The 15,215-nt window shown below is 49.1% G+C and carries 14 protein-coding genes; 7 read left to right on the plus strand and 7 right to left on the minus strand.

The window, feature by feature from the left end; translation table 11 throughout:
• Positions 1-85: 85 nt before the first annotated feature.
• Positions 86-586 carry a transcription elongation factor GreB gene (greB, locus tag AB8516_RS06505; protein WP_369159182.1) on the plus strand — a complete coding sequence of 167 codons (501 nt, stop codon included), beginning with the start codon at positions 86-88 and terminating at the stop codon, positions 584-586.
• A gap of 58 nt (positions 587-644) precedes the next feature.
• On the opposite strand, the gene AB8516_RS06510 is transcribed toward greB, so the two are convergent.
• Entirely contained in the window at positions 645-1,637 is a 993-nt protein-coding gene (locus AB8516_RS06510) for a serine/threonine protein kinase (protein WP_369159184.1), read from the minus strand.
• A 203-nt stretch (positions 1,638-1,840) separates the two neighbouring features.
• On the opposite strand from AB8516_RS06510, the gene AB8516_RS06515 reads away from it, so the two are divergent.
• On the plus strand, positions 1,841-2,518 hold the full coding sequence (locus tag AB8516_RS06515; protein ID WP_369159186.1) for a thiopurine S-methyltransferase: 678 nt from the start codon (positions 1,841-1,843) through the stop codon (positions 2,516-2,518).
• Positions 2,519-2,525: 7 nt separating this feature from the next.
• Here AB8516_RS06515 and AB8516_RS06520 read toward each other — a convergent pair whose 3' ends face one another.
• From AB8516_RS06520 to arfB, 3 genes are all read right to left on the minus strand, one after another.
• The gene (locus AB8516_RS06520) at positions 2,526-3,065 is read right to left on the minus strand and encodes a YaeQ family protein (protein ID WP_369159188.1); all 540 of its coding nucleotides are present in this window, start codon (positions 3,063-3,065) and stop codon (positions 2,526-2,528) included.
• 40 nt (positions 3,066-3,105) lie between these two features.
• A complete protein-coding gene (locus AB8516_RS06525; RefSeq protein ID WP_369159190.1) occupies positions 3,106-4,404 on the minus strand; it encodes a citrate synthase in 1,299 nt (432 codons plus the stop codon).
• Positions 4,405-4,617: 213 nt separating this feature from the next.
• Positions 4,618-5,034: an alternative ribosome rescue aminoacyl-tRNA hydrolase ArfB gene (gene arfB, locus AB8516_RS06530; RefSeq protein WP_369159192.1), complete on the minus strand. Its 417-nt coding sequence runs from the start codon at positions 5,032-5,034 to the stop codon at positions 4,618-4,620.
• A gap of 263 nt (positions 5,035-5,297) precedes the next feature.
• On the opposite strand from arfB, the gene AB8516_RS06535 reads away from it, so the two are divergent.
• Both AB8516_RS06535 and AB8516_RS06540 read left to right on the plus strand, forming a co-directional pair.
• On the plus strand, positions 5,298-6,428 hold the full coding sequence (locus AB8516_RS06535; protein ID WP_369159194.1) for a PQQ-dependent sugar dehydrogenase: 1,131 nt from the start codon (positions 5,298-5,300) through the stop codon (positions 6,426-6,428).
• Positions 6,429-6,940: 512 nt separating this feature from the next.
• Complete coding sequence (locus AB8516_RS06540; RefSeq protein WP_369159196.1) at positions 6,941-8,758, plus strand: ATP-binding protein; 1,818 nt, start codon at positions 6,941-6,943, stop codon at positions 8,756-8,758.
• 336 nt (positions 8,759-9,094) lie between these two features.
• On the opposite strand, the gene AB8516_RS06545 is transcribed toward AB8516_RS06540, so the two are convergent.
• From AB8516_RS06545 to AB8516_RS06555, 3 genes are all read right to left on the minus strand, one after another.
• The gene (locus AB8516_RS06545) at positions 9,095-9,568 is read right to left on the minus strand and encodes a GNAT family N-acetyltransferase (RefSeq protein ID WP_369159198.1); all 474 of its coding nucleotides are present in this window, start codon (positions 9,566-9,568) and stop codon (positions 9,095-9,097) included.
• Between the two features lie 73 nt (positions 9,569-9,641).
• Positions 9,642-10,274, minus strand: coding sequence for a YdbL family protein (locus tag AB8516_RS06550; RefSeq protein WP_108292314.1), 633 nt, complete (start codon positions 10,272-10,274; stop codon positions 9,642-9,644).
• 111 nt (positions 10,275-10,385) lie between these two features.
• Complete coding sequence (locus AB8516_RS06555) at positions 10,386-12,473, minus strand: hypothetical protein (RefSeq protein ID WP_369159201.1); 2,088 nt, start codon at positions 12,471-12,473, stop codon at positions 10,386-10,388.
• 61 nt (positions 12,474-12,534) lie between these two features.
• On the opposite strand from AB8516_RS06555, the gene AB8516_RS06560 reads away from it, so the two are divergent.
• The 3 genes from AB8516_RS06560 to AB8516_RS06570 all read left to right on the plus strand — a co-directional run bounded on the left by AB8516_RS06560 (position 12,535) and on the right by AB8516_RS06570 (position 15,172).
• A complete protein-coding gene (locus AB8516_RS06560; RefSeq protein WP_369159203.1) occupies positions 12,535-12,729 on the plus strand; it encodes a hypothetical protein in 195 nt (64 codons plus the stop codon).
• Between the two features lie 260 nt (positions 12,730-12,989).
• Positions 12,990-14,531 carry an SPOR domain-containing protein gene (locus AB8516_RS06565; RefSeq protein ID WP_369159205.1) on the plus strand — a complete coding sequence of 514 codons (1,542 nt, stop codon included), beginning with the start codon at positions 12,990-12,992 and terminating at the stop codon, positions 14,529-14,531.
• A 218-nt stretch (positions 14,532-14,749) separates the two neighbouring features.
• Positions 14,750-15,172, plus strand: coding sequence for a hypothetical protein (locus tag AB8516_RS06570; RefSeq protein ID WP_369159207.1), 423 nt, complete (start codon positions 14,750-14,752; stop codon positions 15,170-15,172).
• The last annotated feature ends 43 nt before the right edge of the window (positions 15,173-15,215 follow it).

Raw genomic sequence — 15,215 nt, forward strand, 5'->3', positions numbered from 1 at the left:
AACTGGCGACGGTGGCTATGCTCATATAGAACTTTGACCTAACATCACTTACAAGTTTCAAATCGCACCCTGGCCGGGTTGAAAGATGGGACGATACAGACCACCTGCTCCAGCAAAATCCCCCTACATTACACAAACCGGGTATGACCTCCTTAAACAGGAAGAACAGGCCCTATGGATTCGTCGACGCAAAGTCACCCAGGCACTGGCGGCAGCGGCTGCGGAGGGAGACCGTTCCGAGAATGCGGAATATATCTACCGCAAAAAGGAGTTGCGAGAGATCGATTGGCGTATCCGATATCTGCAGAAAAGAGTGCCGATCCTGAAAGTCGTCAATCAGCTGCCAAGCGATCAACGACAGGTCTTTTTTTCCGCCTGGGTGAGTTTGGAATGCGAAGATGGAACCGAACAGAGTTATCGGATTGTTGGGCCCGATGAGATCGGTATACAAGCCGATTACATCAGCCTGGACTCACCCCTTGCACAGGCCCTGATGGGACGAAGCCTTGACGACCAGGTCATAGTCGAAACACCGAACGGTACCAAACAGTACTGGATTGTCGATATCCGCTACGATAAGAGTTGAGCGTTAAATGACGAAAACACGACGACAGGCAATGACAAATTCACGCCTTTGGCTGAGCTCACCAGGCAATGGGAGGCTCATCCATTTTTGCCAGCTGCTCACGTAGCGTCAAAATATGCTCCTCCCAGAACGCCATGGTATCGAACCATGGAAAAGCCTTGGGGAAAGCGGGATCGTACCAGCGCCTGGCCAGCCATCCTGCGTAGTGGACCAGCCTCATAGTGCGTAATGCCTCCATCAAATGGAGCTCTGCGGGATTGAAATCGTAAAACTGGCTGTACCCTTCCAGCAAATCAGCTGCCCGCTCGCTCATGTAGGCGCGATCGCCGGACAGAAACATCCATAGATCCTGTATCGCGGGCCCCATTCTGGCATCATCGAAATCGACAATTCGCGGTCCTTCATCACGCCACAGGATATTGCCTGGATGACAATCGCCATGTAATCGTATGGTTTTGAAGGGCCCGGCTCTGGCATAGCAGCCCTCTATCCGCTCGTTCAGGTCGGCAAGCAGGGTTTCATAGGCGGTCACCAGGTGGGCGGGAATAAAGTCGTTTTCCAGCAGAAACGAACTCGGTTGGTGCAGAAAACTATCCAGGTCGATACTTGGCCGATGCTCAAAGCCGCAGGTTGAGCCCCGCAGATGGATCCTGGCTATAAACCTGCCCAGTTGAAGCAGATGGTTGGGATCATCCAGTTCCGGTGCGCGTCCTCCTTTACAGGGATAGAGGGTAAAACGGTTACCCTGATGATACAGGAGGGTGTTCCCGTCTTTATCAATGATGGGTGCGATGACCGGAATCTCCTGCTCTGCCAGTTCAATGGTAAACCGGTGCTCCTCCAGGATTGCCTGATCGCTCCAACGATTTGGGCGATAGAACTTGGCAACCAACGGCGCCCCCTCATCCAGGCCGATTTGATAAACCCTGTTTTCATAACTGTTGAGCGCAAGCATCTGACCGCTGCAACTGACGCCTGTCGATTCTACGGCATCGAGTAACACATCGGGTGTCAGGTTGGCAAACGCTTGCTCTTGTGAATCCACTTTCATCTTCTGATCGATACTCTTTTTGACTCTTCACCGTTATGATTGACAGCTGATCTACTGGTTTTGTCGCATTTCCTGTTGATATTTATCGATCAATCGACTGTTGCTCTCTGCAAAGCCAGGTTCATATGAACCATCGAGCGTAGTAATATCTTTGCCTACCGCCGATCGGATTAGTGTTAACAGGCCCTAAGACAGGCAGCATCATGAATTCAACTGACGACAGGTTCAAGGCGCCAAACGATAACTGGCTGCAGCGCTGGCAGGATAATAACATCGGTTGGCATCATACCGAGTTTAATCAGCATTTGCTCAACCATTGGCATGCGCTCTATCTACCTCAAGGATCGCTGGTCCTGGCCCCTTTATGCGGCAAAAGCAGGGATATGGCCTGGTTGGCCAGCCAGGGATACCGGATACGCGGGATCGAGTTGAGCCCGCTGGCGGTTGAGGCATTCTTCGAAGAGCATGCGCTTGACCCCCGCATTGAAACCAGAAGCAGCTTTGAATGCTGGTGTGATGGACCCTACGAAATATATTGCGGTGACATTTTCGACCTGGAGACACTGGACAACAGCGATGTGGATGCTGTTTATGACCGTGCCTCCCTGGTTGCCCTGAATCCGCAGCAGCGCACCCGGTATGCCCAAATGCTGCAGCGGACGCTGCCAAAGCAATCAAAGGTATTACTGATTACCATGGAGTACCCCCAGGGGGAGATGGAAGGCCCTCCGTTCAGTGTTTCCGATGATGAAGTAAGAGCGTTATTTTCAGAGCGCTTCTCCATCCAGCATCTGCACAGCCTGAATATTCTGCAGGATACAGAGCGTTACCGGGACCGGGGTGTCAGCCATATGCTGGAGCATGTCTATCTCTTGAAGTAACCGGATCTCAGGGGAACCACTCCTGAACATCGATGGTTACAGTCTGCTGATCGTCTGATAGCCAAACCTGGTTGTCCTGTACCGTGGCATGCAGGGACATATTGCGTTGAGCAAGCGATTCCAACCGCGTATCACCGACAACGGCCAGCATGGCTATTCGTAAATTGGAGAATCGGCGCACCATATCCTGCTGCTGCGACCACCAAACAGCGGCGCTTTTTTCTGCATACAGATAGACAATCACCTGTTTCGCCAAACCGCATGCGCGCCGCAGGCGCTTTTCGTCCAGCTGCCCCAGTTCGACCCACAACTCAATCTCGTCGCTCAGGCTCTTCTGCCATAGATCAGGCTCATCATCGGTAGACAACCCTTTGGTGAATGAGAGCGCCTCATCGGCATTCAATAAAAATGCAAGCAAGCGCACCATAAGCCGCTTGTCCGTTTCCGAAGGATGTCTTGCCAGAGTCAGATTATAGGTCTGATAATGTCCCCGCTCCATATCGGACACCTCAACCTCCGCTTTAAACACAGTTGCCTTCAGTGCCAATATATACGACCTTTGCTCTGCCTGTTCATTTTTAGGACCACTATGATCGCCTGTTGAGAGGAACGAAATCACGACGGGGCTGTCCCGTATAGACCTGGCGAGGACGGCCTATTCTTTGCAATGGATCGCTCATCATCTCCATCCAGTGAGACACCCAGCCGACCGTTCGTGCGATTGCGAACATCACGGTAAACATATTGTTGGGAATATTCAATGCGCGATAGATGATCCCGGAATAGAAATCCACATTGGGATAGAGTTTGCGTTTCACGAAGTATTCATCTTCCAGGGCAATCTCCTCCAGCTTAAGCGCCAATTCAAACAGGGGGTTGTTACTGTCTGCCAGTTCATTGAGCACTTTTTTACACATTTCCCGCAGGATACTGGCGCGTGGATCGTAGTTTTTGTAGACTCGATGACCAAACCCCATCAACCGGAACGGATCATTTTTATCTTTTGCCTTGGCAATATATTTGTCGATATTGGAGACATCACCTATCTCTGTCAGCATTTCCAAAACCGCTTCGTTGGCACCGCCGTGAGCAGGCCCCCACAATGATGCGATGCCTGCAGCGATACAGGCGAATGGATTGGCCAGAGAACTACCGGCCAGACGAACGGTTGAAGTACTGGCATTCTGTTCATGATCGGCATGCAGAATGAACAGCAGATTCATCGCCTCTACGGCAATTGGGTTGGGATGGTAGGATTCACAGGGTGTTGCGAACATCATGTGCAGCAGATTGCCGCAATATGAGAGCTCATTATCCGGGTAGATAATCGGCTCACCCACGTTGTGCTTATAGCTGGCGGCGGCAATTGTCGGTATTTTTGCAATCAGTCGATGAGCGGAAACTTCACGATGCCGGGGGCTGTTGATATCCAGGGAGTCGTGGTAAAAAGCCGAAAGCGATCCTACAACTCCGACCATGATAGCCATGGGATGGGCATCATAGTGAAAACCACCAAAAAAATCCTTCAGCCGTTCGTTCAGCATTGTGTGGTGGGTGATGATGTCATCGAATTCATGAAGTTGGGTCCTGTTCGGCAACTCGCCATACAACAGAAGAAAGACCACTTCCAGGTAGTCAGCCTCTTTCGCCAATTGTTCGATGGGATAACCGCGATACTCCAGCACCCCGGCTTCTCCATCGATATAGGTGATACTGCTTTGGCAACTGGCCGTTGACATAAACCCCGGATCATAGGTCAACAGCCCCTGGTCACGATAGAGCCTTGTCACATCGACGGCCGGCGGACCAACGACCGGTTGTATAACATCTAGGTCTATACCTTCTTGCTCCCTATCTTTTTGTATTAATTGATATTTAGCTGTCATTGTTATTCTCCCGATTTGTTACGGGCATTACCTTGCCTATCTCGGCAATGCACAACATATAGCATGGCAAAGGATCACATTATTAGACAGGTGGGATTTATTGATGTTCTGCGACAGGCGGGTACGAAAAGATTTCCACCTGGTTACTTCTTGTACCAGGCAATTGCAAAAACAACTGTCTGAAGTTATGAGTGGATGGGTCAATGAGATAATCTATTCTTCCACCCTGCGTCGTAGTGCCTTCTGCCTGCCACGCCTGGTTTTGCTATCCAGTCTGCGCCTGTTGGATGCCTTTGTCGGTTTCGTCGGAATGCGCTTTTTAGGTTTCGCCAAAACCCGTGCGATCAACCGTTGCAGTCGATCCAGGGCATCCTGGCGATTTCTTTCCTGATCCCGATACCGCTGCGCCTTGATGATGACAACCCCATCCTTATTGATGCGCTTGTCACTGAGTTTCAACAACCTTTGGCGATAACGCTCAGGCAAGGAGGAGGCAGTTATATCAAACCGCAAATGGATGGCGGATGCGACTTTGTTGACATTTTGTCCACCTGAACCTTGTGAACGAACAGCGCTTATTTCAATCTCACTGTCAGGAATCGTAACGTTTCTGGATATTGCAAGTGTCATGGGATCAGTTGGATAAATGAATAATTCATATAAATATTAATATTGTCGCCTGATTACCGAGCCAGAATCTATTCGGGTTATCCTGCTAATATCAATAGGGCCTATCTATTAGGCCCCGCATGAAATTACACCTATGACATCCATGTTTTTTTCAAACTATACTCGTGTGATACTCACCTGAGTCAATTATCGGACAACGGTTTGCATCAGAAGATCAGGATCAATCTCTTTATCAAATGGTCTTGGGAAAACTGAGGATCTCAATGAAAGACTATCACAAATATATAATCTTACTGGCGGCACTGCTTGTACAGTTATCGACTGTAGCATCGGCTGAAACCATCGCCACTGAGAAACATCGTCTTGGTTACGAGACAGTCGTCGAAGGTCTTTCCAATCCCTGGTCGCTCGCTTTTCTACCTGGCGGCGGCATGCTGATCAGCGAACGCAGCGGAACCCTGCGCATCGTCAACACGCTAGGAAAACTTGAGACAAAGCCCATTGAGGGACTCCCCGATATCAACCAACATGGACAGGGAGGTCTCCTTGATGTTGTGCTGCATCCAAAATTCAAGGACAACCATTGGGTCTACTTCTCCTATGCCGAGCGGGATGGAAAATCCTACGGAACAACGGTAGCCCGCGGCAAACTGGAAGGCCGTCGCCTTCAACAAGTAGAAACCATATTTCGTATGGCACGTAAAACCGCATCCCGTCACCATTTCGGATCGCGCCTGGTATTTGATCCGCAGGGTTATTTATATATCACTCTGGGTGACCGGGGAGATCGCGAACAGGCACAGGACCTGAACGATCATGCTGGCTCTGTCATACGACTCAATGACGACGGGAGCATCCCGCTTCAGAATCCGTTGTTTGAAAACGGCAGTGGCTTACCGGAAATCTACAGCTATGGTCATAGAAACATCCAGGGCGCGGCGTTGCACCCGAATAATGGCAAACTGTGGACACATGAGCACGGGCCACAAGGGGGGGACGAGATAAACATACCCGATCCTGGAGCCAATCACGGCTGGCCTGTCATCACCTATGGGGTAAATTATGTCACTGGGACTAAGATCGGCGAAGGTACAACAAAGGCCGGCATGGTTCAGCCGATCCACTACTGGGTTCCATCCATCGCCCCATCCGGAATGGCCTTTTACACCGGCGACATCTTCAAAAACTGGAAGGGTAACCTGTTCGTCGGCTCACTAAAATTTCAGCAACTGGTGAGACTTGAACTTGATGGCGAGAAGGTGATCCATGAGGAGCGTCTACTCACCGGAAAATTAGGTAGGATTCGCGATATACGACAGGGCCCGGATGGGCTTATCTATCTGTTGACTGATTCACATGATGGAAAACTGATTCGATTATTTCCCACACCATAGACCACACCAAGACTTACTGTTTTACCCGGTTATTAGCTATATATAGCTGTTCTCAAAGGTAAAACAGTGAATTAAACTGGTACATTTATTACACAAGATGCCTGATCCTGCATTTTATGTAACATCTCCTCTCAACTGGATAGAACTGAGTAGATAGTGTATGTTCCCGTTTTACTATAGTCCTCCTGCCATCCCACTTCTTGCACGCACACTAGATCGTAATGCTCGGATCAAGTCACGATTCTGAATATAGCCCCAATACAAGGCAGGAACTCCATCAAGGCGTTGTCAGGCTGATCTTCATCACCCTTTTTACAACCTACATATTTATCCTGAAATCAACGTTGGCACCTGACAACGTTGGAAATCCCCAACTGTATGCGTCAGCCGGTTACACCCTCTTTTCCATCGCCATCCTGCTCAGTTTTATTCCATGGCCGTTTCCCTCAAGGCTGAGGCGGTTGTCTACCCTGTTCGGTGACAATGCCATCGTCTTTTACGGTCTCTACACCATGGGTGAATACGGTACGCCCCTGTTCGCCATCATGTTGCTTATCACTGTAGGCTACGGTGTCAGATTTGGGCTGCCCTACCTGTATGCAGCTACAGCACTCTCTAACATCGGCTTTCTCATAGCCATTAGAACCGCCGAATTTTGGCTGAATCTGAAGTTCCTCAGTTACAGCCTGCTGGCAACCAATATCATTATTCCCGTATTCGTTGCCTATCTCTTGAGAAATCTCCTGATTGCGAAAAAGCAGGCGCAGGCCGCCAATGAGGCTAAATCGCAATTTATCGCAAACATGAGCCATGAAATCCGCACCCCTTTGACAGGCATCATAGGAGTCAGCGAACTGATGCTCCGCCAGCCTCAGTCCAAGGGCACCAAAAAAAACATCTCGATTATCGAAAGTGCATCCAAACACCTTTTGTCTATCCTGAATGATATTTTGGATTTCTCGAAGATTGAAGCAGGTCATCTAAGGATTAACAATATACCGTTTGACCTGCATGCACTGATCATCTTCGTACGTAACAGTTATTTGGCAAGCGCTCATGGGAAATCATTGAAATTCAACATGGAAGTTTCAGCTGATATCCCGAGACATGTCATCGGAGACCAGACCAGATTACGGCAAGTTCTAATGAATCTGGTAAGCAATGCAATCAGGTTCACTAACACGGGGGAGATCGCTCTTAAAATCAGTGAAATATCCGGACAGGACAATAAACACCTGTTTCATTTCGAAGTCTCTGATACCGGAGTGGGCATCAGTCAAGATCAACTCAATGTGATTTTTGACAGATTCACACAACTCGATAACTCGGATGCAAGGGTGACTGGCGGTACCGGGCTCGGAATGGCGATAGCCTATGACCTGGTTGATCTGATGGGCAGTAAATTGTCGGTCGAGAGCCAACCAGGTGCAGGTAGCCGTTTTTTCTTTGATCTGGCTTTGCAGGAGGTTAATGAAGAAGAGTTCGAAGTAAAAGAAAAAGTTACTGCAACCATTATTACCAACAGCGTGGAACTTTCAGAAATTGCAGGCCAACACCTCTCTGATAAGCAGATAGATTTCAGCCTGATGCATGAGCATTCTGAGATCGTTGAGTTTATCACCGATCACCAGAGCAAGACGCCATTGCCGGTAGTCATATTCGATGAGTCCTGTTTACTGCACGATACTATGGGTGATTACTATCAGCTGCTTGTCAATCCTGTTATAAGTCATTCAACAATCCTTGTTCGTGACGATCGCAAATCCATGGGTGAGCTTTTCAAGATACATAACGCCGCCATTGTTGTTGATGACATCAATCACCCCAGGCAATTATATAACGCAATCAACTATGTAAATTGCCTGAAAGCGGATAGCGCCTCAAGTTTCGCATCGATTGGTAACGTGACGCCTGCCAACAGAAATTTGCGGCTACTCATAGCAGAAGACAGCTCCATCAACCGTTACCTCATTGATGAAACATTGAAACGTGCAGGCTATGACGTGTATATGCATGAAAGTGGTGAAAGCGCACTGGATCAGCTGTTAAAAGACTCTGTAGACATGGCCATCCTTGATATGCAAATGCCTGTTGTCACTGGCATTGATATCGTAAAACAAGTACGAAAAAGCAACGCTGTCAATCGAACTGTGCCAATCATTATATTAACCGCCAATAAGACTCACGAAGCACGTAAAAAATCCATCGATGCAGGCGCGAATGCCTTCCTTACCAAACCGATAGACACAGCCCAGTTCATGCAGACCATTCAGGACCTGCTGGCCGAGACCGGCAGACATGATGAAGTGCCTTCTATTCAGTCCAGCTGACGATCGAAGCAATTACTTATACTAGGACTGATAATTGTGAATACCTAGCGCGGTTTCAATAACGATCAATACTGGGCAGTGCGAAGGCTCTATAACTACTGATCAAATACACTCATTTCGCTTTCAATAATAAACTTCATTTTTTTGTGGCTGGCTTTTCTAAGGTACCACTGGAAAAAATGGACGTATCAACAGCTTTTCACCAGACACCGTAGCTAACACGTCTGTCCTGCTGAAAAAATCCGTGAAATAAAGAAATCCTGTTGTTTAATCATCACTTCGTCATCAGGACATTGCTCGCTCAGAGAGCGTATGGCTAAAGAGTGAATATGGGCCCTAAACAATCATCCTTTTCAAACCCCTTGCCATGACAACCCCAGTCTCGACACCGCTGTAATATCGCGTATCTGTTTCAATCACTGAGTAACCCAGCGCCTCATAGAACTGTATAGCACCTTTGTTTTGCTCTCTTACCTGAACAAACACATTAAAAGCACCGGAGGTTAAAGCCACCTTCTCCAGCCATCGCACAATATCGCTGCCAATTTTCATGCGCCGGTAATTACGCTTAACCGCAAGCAGATCCAGATTGGCCTGATGTTCGTAGTAGGTCATAATCCCAAAACCCACCAAGGTGGAGCCTGATCTGGCCACCACTACATTTTTACTTCTGTGTCGTATGAGTTCGGTGATTTTTTTTGGTGTGTACCTCCAGCCCAGACCATACTCGATTTCGTTCTTGGACAATACACCGATTTCGACAGCATCGGAAAGGCTGGCAAACTCTATTTGAGTTCTCTCTTCTAACACGGCTATTAGGACCTCTTAGGGCCTGTTATCACCCGTATCAATGTGTTTATAAGCATTCAAACTCTCTTCTGTTTTATTTTTGCCGCCATTTTCCCTTCCCGTCCTGGTACCAATACCCTTTAGGCGCCTCTTCCACCCACACCCGGGAAAACGTGTCACGGATATTTTTTTCCCACTGCGGCTGCCCATTGGCACGTGCGATCTCGGCGTACAGGGCCTTACGGTCGCCATTTTCATCCGCGACCATTTTCTTCACCTTATTGCGTTCACGTAGCGGTATCAGTTTCAGATCCCGTACGGCCACCAGTCCGTTATTGGTGAATCCCAGTGCGCCTGCCCGGTAATGGGCCGCCAATCCGCTCTGCCGGCTCGACATCGATGCGCGCAGTTTGCGAATTGCCGGGGAGTCTATATCGATATCAGGTGTGGCCGCCTGTGCGGTTGGCACCATGAAATCGAGAATCCCACCCAGGGTATTGGAGAATGTGGATTGGAGTATCTCCTGCAGCGACTGTTGATCATCCTTCTTCGATTCCTCTTTGGGTACGCTCTTCTGCTGGTCAGACTTCGCCTCTTCACCCAGTACGTCGCGTACAATGGTGCGCGCGGCCTCTTCCGCGGCAGCCGCCGGAAAATAGATATTGATCGTGACACAGGCCACCAGGCCCAGGGCCATGAAGGGATAACCAATAAAGCGCTTCAACATTGTTACATTCCTTAATTCGTTAAATCGGCTGTTAATGTTTTCAAATCATGAGTATGACTATAATTGACACGGAGAAAAGCTCAACATCCATCCCACATAGCCCGATTGCCGCTACCTGACTTCCATTCCTTCGACACGGATACTCTTCAGGCGTTCCAACAGCGTCTTCCAGGCCACCTGGCGATTTCTCGCAATCACGTCGATCCTCGGCAGGCCGGACCCTTTGACGATGTAATAACCGCCATCCGGGTGTTTCATCCCGTCCAGCTCCGCCACATTGCCGCTCAGTTTAGCCTGCAACTCTATACGGTCATATCGAAATTCCTTGAAAAACCCGAGAAATGTACTCGACAGGCCACTGCCTACACCATTGCCCAAGGCAGTCAGGTTATCCACCGCCCGCTGACTGATTCGATGAGGTGTCCGGTCTTTTTCAGGCGTGTTAAAGCGCGCATTAAAGGCGATGGGTTCCCAACTGGCAAGACGCAGATCCGCAATCTCACCCTCGAGGCCACCTTCTATATGTCCAAAGGAGAAGGTTTGTGTAATCCGGGCAAGATCCAGCCCCCGCAAATGCATATTCGCCGAAAGCTCCGGAACCCTTCCGAGGGGCTCCTCGATAAGTAGTTCATCCACGCTGATCTTGCCACCAAACACATCAACGACCAGTTCCCCATCCATCTCCAGCCTTTTCTGATGATAGCGAACATTTGGAATCGTACCCTGCAGCGTCCCCTCCATGGGTGGCCACTCAAAGGCCTCGGCGAGTGCTCCAAGTGAGATATCCCTGAATTGAGCACTGGTGGTCCACCTGGGAGCATCGCCTAGCAGATCCAGGAGATGAAGTTTATCGATATGGAGGAAGCCGAGCATCAACGGGATCTCCACAGGCGCTTCCAACGCCACCTCTCCCTGTTGCGCATGGGCGTGAATATCCAGCGCGCCAAAATCGATACGATAGAGCTGACCGCCTTCTATCCTTATGTGTGATTTTGCGGGGTTTTTCTCTCTACCCCATGCCAGGCTGCCATTGATGTCATACAATGCGAACAAGCCTCGCCTGTCATCCAGGTTTACATCCTTGAGGTCGGCATGCAGTGTTTGCAGCTGTCCATTCTTGAGCCCAATCCGCGAGTGCAGAATTCCGCCTGCCTCTACATCATCCGCCATGGTGCCGATCAGCATCGGCTGGAGAAAGACGCGGTACAGGCTATCGACATTGTCACTTTGCAGATCTATATCCGCCTCCAATATTGCCATTTTCGACGTATCGATCTCAATCCTGCCCCGTAATTCCATTACCCGGGGTACCTTGACCATCGCCTCACCGACCTGCACGACTTGCGCTACGGGTTTCCAACGCCCCTGCAGTTGGAGCGACAATGGCTCCTCGAGTACTTCCACATAGAATGGATCCGCATAAAACTGGCCGCCGGTGAGTATGAAACCGCTACTCCCCACCCAGTCATTCCCCTTTCGTTTGGCTTTGATATCCAGTCGGAACCGTCCGTCTTCAGCAACGTGAAGTCCTTCGGCATCTGCATATGAAAATTTGTATACCTGGATGTCCATATCAATGTGCTCAGGCCGGGACTGATTGCCTGCAACCTGTGCAGTGATTTGTACGCGACCTGACAGGTCGGAATCCGATGGCAGAAACTTGGCTGCAAACTCTTTGCGCAAGGCGTCGAGTTTCAGATCTTTACCCTTGAATGCAATCTCCCAACTGCCTTCCTTCAGCTCGAGTTCGACACTGATCCTGCCACTCGCCAACTTGAATCCGTGAGCCTTGAGCTTTAGCTGCTCGCTGTCGATAAACTCCCCGCTCACACGAAGTTCCTGTGGTCCATAGGGGGAAGCACTGATACTCAATCGACCGTCATGACAGTGATAGGTATGCTGGACAGTTTGAAGAGGACAGTCCAGACGAATACCTTCGATTTTCCCAGGCAGAGCATCATGTCTCAAAGAGGCGGCCGTCATGTGAACGGTCAATTGTTGGCCGCTCTCCAGGTTAAGGTCTAAATTGACCTCTTCCATGACCCAGCCCGTCGCACTCAACCTCTGGATCGACAAATCCATATTCAAACCGGCCTCTATGCGCAACGATGTGCTGCTCAACAAAACCAGCCCGACAAACCCTATTAAGATTGCGTGAAATTGACCCATGGAAATCGCGATGTCTGCAGTAAACTCCATATTACACCTCATTCCATCACTTTATTTATTATTGAATGGGAGTTGATTGGAGAATAGTCAGATGTTCACCCCGAAGAATGTTGCAGTTGTTTTAATCCTCGTTTTCATCGTCAGCCTGGCATCCTGGTCAAAACTGCGTTTCGTTGACGAGAGTGATCATGAAGAACAGCGCTGGCGTATCGAGGATTATCCCGGATTCACGGAAAAGAAGTCTCCCACAACAGGCTATAAGGACATTAAACACCCCAGTCAATAGACTTTGTTAAATCCTGAGAGCCTATCTAGTTGAATTATCTACTCTTGATTTGTTTTGTCACTCCCTCTTCCTACCCAGTAAAGCCTAATTAATTTTCTTTTAATTCATATAATTACATGGCTTTCTATAGCTTTATTCGGATCCCCCTAAGAAATCAAATTATCCTTATATATTATAATATGCTAATTTAACGTTTCTTAAGGATTCTTGTTCGTATTGGACCATTGCGCGACCTGCGCAGAGAAAAAGGGGTAATTTTCATGGCCAAAAGATCTCAAGCAACCAAACAATCCGTCACCACCGACAAAGCTAAAGATACCGAACAGAAAGAGAACCTGATTGATTTAGAGGATAGAGCTCCCACTGCAGCATTACCGAATGAGCTCAACAACAAGATTGGTAAAATCGACTCTGACCTGGATGACCTCAGAAGTCAATTGAGCAAGACCAATCGCAGTGTAAAGACCAGCCTCTCACACCTGAGCGACAAGGGTAGCGATTTGACGACCAAGGTCTCCGAGACCTACCAGCAACTTGGTTCACTCGACGATGCCTACAAATCCCTGTCTGAGAAGTCCGCCACCATCAGCAAGGATATCAAGACCGTCTCAAAGCAGATCAATCAGGTCAGTGAAAAGTCGGACAGCGATATTGGATTGCTAAGCGATGGCTACCAGTCCCTGCTGGCCCGTACCGATGAGCTGGCGAAAAAATCGAAGCAGACCACTCAGACGCTGAATAAGAGCATCAAAGACAACGCCAAAATGCTGCAAGAGCTCGAAAGTGCACTGGTGGCTGAAATTGACAGCCTGGCCAAGCACAGCAAAGAGCGGGATCAAGACCTGGCTGACAAGAGTGATGAAATCAGCAATGACCTGACTAAGGCGCAGGATGAAATCAAATCCAACCAGGCCCGCCTGCTGAAATTGCAGGCAGTGGATCAGGCATTAGAGAAACGAGTGACCGAGGTAGAGGGTACAGCAGGGGATCTGACCAAGAAGAGCAGAGAGCTCTCGAGATCAACAACTATATTGAATAAACGCAGCTCTGAGCTTTCTGATGCGATAGATGATCTTCGGGCCCGTACGGAAGAGCATAGTGAGCAAATCACCGATCTTCAGGAGCGTGTTGAAAAAGGCGCCAGGGCATTGGTATCCCTGATAATGTTGGAAAAGCGCCATTTCCGCATCCTGGGGGGGATGATTGTACTGCTCGTTCTCGGCCTGCTCGTCTTCATGGGCACTGAATATGCCAACTGGCACTCTGAGGCACAAACCAACACAGCACTGCAATCGGATATTGTCGCGACCAATACCCATCTTGCCGCGACCGATTCTCAGCTGAGCCATCTCAGTACTCAGACAGCCGAAACGGATAGCGCCATACAGAGTGAAATATCCGATATTAACGACCGACTGATTACAATTGGCGATCAGGTGGACACCCTAGATGGGCGTGTCACCAATATGCGCCCGCATCAGACATTCGGTAGTGACAACACCATTCACGGTTTCGCATGGATCGCCAAGCAGCCAGGCACTAACCATACTATTCATATTGCCACACTGAGTGACAAGCAAGAGATCTACAAACTGGCGGAGCGTTATCACAGTCACCTGAAAAAAGACCTTGCGTACTTGCCTGTGAAGAGCAATAACAGACAACAATATGCGATGATTTACGGTAACTTTTCCACTGCTGCCGATGCCGAGTCAGCGCTGAACAGACTGCCAAGGATGATTCAAAGGCATCGTCCTTCAGTCCATTCGATGGGTCAGGTCCAGTCATTCATAGCGGAATAAACGGCTCAAGAACCTGGGGTGAGGCGGGTTCAAATCGGACCCCCTCACCCATCTTTTTAATACCTGAGTTCTACTATCACGCCGCTCAGTACCAGCGGTATCATTGATTATCAATCTGTCGCCTTAGTAGAAATCTATAACAATATCCGTCTACTGAGGATTGTCATTGCACCCTTGTAAACCCTGCCTGTACCCTCATGCCGATTTGAGGACCTGCAATGAGTTTGGATCGTGGCACAAAAATCTACGCAGCCGTTCTCGCCAGCATATGCTTCGGTATACTACTGGCGTGGCTGCTGACACTGGACTTTCGCCTAGGTGAGATCGATGACATGTTGCAACGGGACCCCCTGATATCGTCCTACCCCTACCCCTTCAGGGCGATGCAGATCAGGGGCACGACTGCAATTATCTCCTCCCCCAGGTCGAGCGCTATGCCTGCTGTAAAGTTTATCGGCCTCATAAAGCCGAGCCTGAAAAACCTGAGCGATCAAGATCCCAAGCTTATCGCGGCACAGAAGGAGCTTGCGGCAGTCCAGTCCAAAGTGCGCAAACTTGTAGTTGACCGGGAAGATATCGATAGGGTCGAATGGCGCATTGACAAGGAGTGGTTTGCAGAGAAGGGAATCTGGTTGGATTAAGCTTTAGGATGCGTGTGTAAGACGATTTATTAATATCTATGTT

Origin of the sequence: Candidatus Thiodiazotropha sp. LNASS1, from assembly GCF_964212655.1 — a bacterium.
GTDB lineage: Bacteria > Pseudomonadota > Gammaproteobacteria > Chromatiales > Chromatiaceae > Thiodiazotropha.

Bases quoted from the DNA above. Each gene is read 5' to 3' on its own strand.
- greB (WP_369159182.1), top strand. From the start codon at position 86: ATGGGACGATACAGACCACCTGCTCCAGCAAAATCCCCCTACATTACA.
- AB8516_RS06510 (WP_369159184.1), bottom strand. From the start codon at position 1,637: ATGAAAGTGGATTCACAAGAGCAAGCGTTTGCCAACCTGACACCCGAT.
- AB8516_RS06515 (WP_369159186.1), top strand. From the start codon at position 1,841: ATGAATTCAACTGACGACAGGTTCAAGGCGCCAAACGATAACTGGCTG.
- AB8516_RS06525 (WP_369159190.1), bottom strand. From the start codon at position 4,404: ATGACAGCTAAATATCAATTAATACAAAAAGATAGGGAGCAAGAAGGT.
- arfB (WP_369159192.1), bottom strand. From the start codon at position 5,034: ATGACACTTGCAATATCCAGAAACGTTACGATTCCTGACAGTGAGATT.
- AB8516_RS06535 (WP_369159194.1), top strand. From the start codon at position 5,298: ATGAAAGACTATCACAAATATATAATCTTACTGGCGGCACTGCTTGTA.
- AB8516_RS06540 (WP_369159196.1), top strand. From the start codon at position 6,941: ATGGGTGAATACGGTACGCCCCTGTTCGCCATCATGTTGCTTATCACT.
- AB8516_RS06550 (WP_108292314.1), bottom strand. From the start codon at position 10,274: ATGTTGAAGCGCTTTATTGGTTATCCCTTCATGGCCCTGGGCCTGGTG.
- AB8516_RS06555 (WP_369159201.1), bottom strand. From the start codon at position 12,473: ATGGAGTTTACTGCAGACATCGCGATTTCCATGGGTCAATTTCACGCA.
- AB8516_RS06560 (WP_369159203.1), top strand. From the start codon at position 12,535: ATGTTCACCCCGAAGAATGTTGCAGTTGTTTTAATCCTCGTTTTCATC.
- AB8516_RS06565 (WP_369159205.1), top strand. From the start codon at position 12,990: ATGGCCAAAAGATCTCAAGCAACCAAACAATCCGTCACCACCGACAAA.
- AB8516_RS06570 (WP_369159207.1), top strand. From the start codon at position 14,750: ATGAGTTTGGATCGTGGCACAAAAATCTACGCAGCCGTTCTCGCCAGC.